General features: G+C 73.2%; 3 protein-coding genes. 2 read left to right on the top strand and 1 reads right to left on the bottom strand.

The window, feature by feature from the left end; genetic code table 11:
- The first annotated feature begins 33 nt into the window (after positions 1 to 33).
- Entirely contained in the window at positions 34 to 1590 is a 1557-nt protein-coding gene (gene guaA, locus DKT68_RS00340) for a glutamine-hydrolyzing GMP synthase (RefSeq protein ID WP_109815451.1), read from the top strand.
- Between the two features lie 7 nt (positions 1591 to 1597).
- On the opposite strand, the gene DKT68_RS00335 is transcribed toward guaA, so the two are convergent.
- A complete protein-coding gene (locus DKT68_RS00335; protein ID WP_109815450.1) occupies positions 1598 to 1963 on the bottom strand; it encodes a PspC domain-containing protein in 366 nt (121 codons plus the stop codon).
- 143 nt (positions 1964 to 2106) lie between these two features.
- Between DKT68_RS00335 and DKT68_RS00330 the strand changes: the two genes are divergently transcribed.
- Positions 2107 to 3057 carry an NUDIX hydrolase gene (locus DKT68_RS00330; protein WP_109815449.1) on the top strand — a complete coding sequence of 317 codons (951 nt, stop codon included), beginning with the start codon at positions 2107 to 2109 and terminating at the stop codon, positions 3055 to 3057.
- Positions 3058 to 3059: the final 2 nt, after the last annotated feature.

Below are 3059 nucleotides of genomic sequence, written 5' to 3'. Positions count from 1 at the left end.
GGGCGGCGGTGACTGTCGGTAGGCTTTGCGCACATGAGCCTGCCTCGCCCCGTCCTCGTGGTGGACTTCGGAGCCCAGTACGCCCAGCTCATCGCCCGCCGGGTCCGCGAGGCGAAGGTCTACTCCGAGATCGTGCCGCACTCGATGCCGGTCGCCGAGATGCTGGCGAAGAACCCGGCCGCGATCATCCTCTCCGGCGGCCCGTCCAGCGTCTACGCGCCGGACGCGCCGCACATCGACGCCGGCGTGTTCACCGCCGACGTGCCGGTCTTCGGCATCTGCTACGGCTTCCAGGCGATGGCCCAGGCGCTCGGCGGCACCGTCGCGAAGACGGGCAACCGCGAGTACGGCGGCACCCCGCTGCGCCCCCGCCTCCTTGAGCCCGGTGTGCTGCTCCGCGACCTGCCGGCCGACCTGCCGGTCTGGATGAGCCACGGCGACTGCGTCACCGAGGCGCCGGACGGCTTCACGGTGACCGCCGAGTCGGCGGGCGCGCCGGTTGCCGCCTTCGAGGACCTGGCCGGTCGCCGGGCCGGGGTGCAGTTCCACCCGGAGGTCGGGCACACCGCGCACGGCCAGGAGATGCTGACCCGCTTCCTGTACGACATCGCCGGCATCGAGCCGACCTGGACGGCCGAGAACATCATCGACGAGCAGGTGGCCCGGATCCGCGCCCAGGTCGGCGACAAGGAGGTCATCTGCGGGCTGTCCGGCGGGGTGGACTCCGCGGTCGCCGCCGCGCTGGTGCACAAGGCGGTCGGTGACCAGCTCACCTGCGTCTTCGTCGACCACGGCCTGCTGCGTGCCGGTGAGGCCGAGCAGGTGGAGAAGGACTACGTGGCCGCCACCGGCATCAAGCTCAAGGTGGTCGACGCGCAGGACCGGTTCCTCGGCGCGCTGGCCGGGGTGACCGATCCCGAGCAGAAGCGCAAGATCATCGGCCGGGAGTTCATCCGGGTCTTCGAGACCGCCGCCCGCGAGATCGCCCTGCACGGCGACGTGGAGTTCCTGGTCCAGGGCACCCTCTACCCGGACGTGGTCGAGTCCGGCGGCGGCACCGGCACCGCCAACATCAAGAGCCACCACAACGTCGGCGGCCTCCCGGAGGATCTGAAGTTCGCGCTGGTCGAGCCGCTGCGCACGCTGTTCAAGGACGAGGTCCGGGCGCTCGGCCTGGAGTTGGGCCTGCCCGAGGCGATGGTCTGGCGGCACCCGTTCCCCGGCCCCGGCCTCGCCATCCGGATCATCGGCGCGGTCGACCAGGAGCGGCTCGACCTGCTGCGCCGGGCCGACCTGATCGCCCGCGAGGAGCTGACCGCCGCCGGCCTGGACCGGGGCGTGTGGCAGTTCCCCGTGGTGCTGCTGGCCGACGTGCGCAGCGTCGGCGTGCAGGGCGACGGGCGCAGCTACGGGCATCCCGTCGTGCTGCGCCCGGTCTCCAGCGAGGACGCGATGACCGCCGACTGGTCCCGGCTGCCCTACGACGTCGTGGCCCGGATCTCCACCCGGATCACCAACGAGGTGGCCGAGGTGAACCGGGTGGTGCTGGACGTGACCAGCAAGCCGCCGGGCACCATCGAGTGGGAGTGAGCGCACCTCACCCGGCTGGCGGCGTGCTGGGCGGAGCCGTCGCCGGGTAGGGCGGCGTCGGGGCGTAACCCGGCTCGGGTCCACCGGGCGCGGGCCCGGCGGTGGGCGGCGGGCCCTGCGGCGCGACGCCGGTCGGGTGCGGCCAGGCCGGCGCGCCGGTCGGCTCCTCGGGCATCAGGAACCACATGATCGGGTACGCGAACAGCGCGAGCCCGCCGGTGAGCAGGCCGGTGACCGCGAAGATCACCCGGACCAGCGTGGGGTCGACGGCGAAGTAGCGACCGACGCCACTGGCGACACCGGCCACCATGCGGTCGGTGGTGGGACGCCGGAGCTGCCGGTACGGGGCGTGGGGAGCGGTGGTGAATGTCATGCCTCCACGGTCCGCCCCGGTGGACGGACCGACCTCGGTGACCGCCCGGATCCTTACCCTGACCGATCCCTGATCGGTGGCGAACAGTCAGGAATCCGACTCTTTTCCGTTCCGGTAACCCGGCCCGGGGAGAATTTGGTCCCGTGACCACCTTGCTGGAGCCGCTCCGCAGGATCGCGGCATACGCAGTTTGTGCTGACTCAGACGGCCGAGTGTTGCTGGTCCGTGCCTCGGAGAGCTCCGGCACGCCCGGCACGTGGTCGCTGCCCGGCGGGGCGGTCGACCACGGTGAGGACCCGAACCACACGGTCGTGCGGGAGACCGCCGCCGAGACCGGCCTCTCGGTCGCCGTCTCGGGCCTCGCCGACGTGCTCGCCGACATGCGGGCGCTGCCGGAGCGGGGCATCACCATCCACACCGACCGGCTGATCTACCGGGTGGCGGTGCGCGGCGGCACGCTGGCCGACCGGGCTGGCGAGCGCCCCACCGACCTGGCCCGCTGGTACACCCTCGACGAGGCCCGCGAGCTGCCGCTGCGCTCGTTCACCGCGCGCGCCCTCGGGCTGCCCGCCTCCTCGGCCGACGTGGTGCCCGACGAGGCGCCCGAGTTCCCCTCCTTCTACGCGGTGCCCGGCCCGGACGGGCTGCACCGGGCGCAGCGCTTCGCCGCGTACGCGGTCTGCACCGACCCGGCCGGTCGGGTGCTGCTCACCCGGGTCTCCGACGGCTACCCGGGGGCCGGCTGCTGGCACCTGCCCGGCGGCGGCACCGACTACGGCGAGCAGCCCGGCGCCGCGCTGATCCGGGAGCTGGTCGAGGAGACCGGCCAGACCGGGCGCCTGGTCGAGCTGCTCGGGGTGGCCAGCCACCGCGACGCCGCCTCGCTCGGCCCCGAGGGCTACCCGATCGACTGGCACGGCGTGCGGGCCTTCTACCGCGTGGTGGTCGACCAGCCCAACCCGCTGACCGTCGCCGACGTGGGCGGCTCCACCTGCGAGGCCCGCTGGTTCGCCCGCGAGGAGCTGGGCGCCCTCCCCACCCACCACCTCACCGAGGTGACCGCCGAAGCAGTCCAAGCAGCCCAACTCGCCTAACC

The sequence above is a fragment of the Micromonospora acroterricola genome, assembly GCF_003172955.1.
GTDB lineage: Bacteria > Actinomycetota > Actinomycetes > Mycobacteriales > Micromonosporaceae > Micromonospora > Micromonospora acroterricola.
This window is presented reverse-complemented; position numbering and strand designations above follow the sequence as displayed.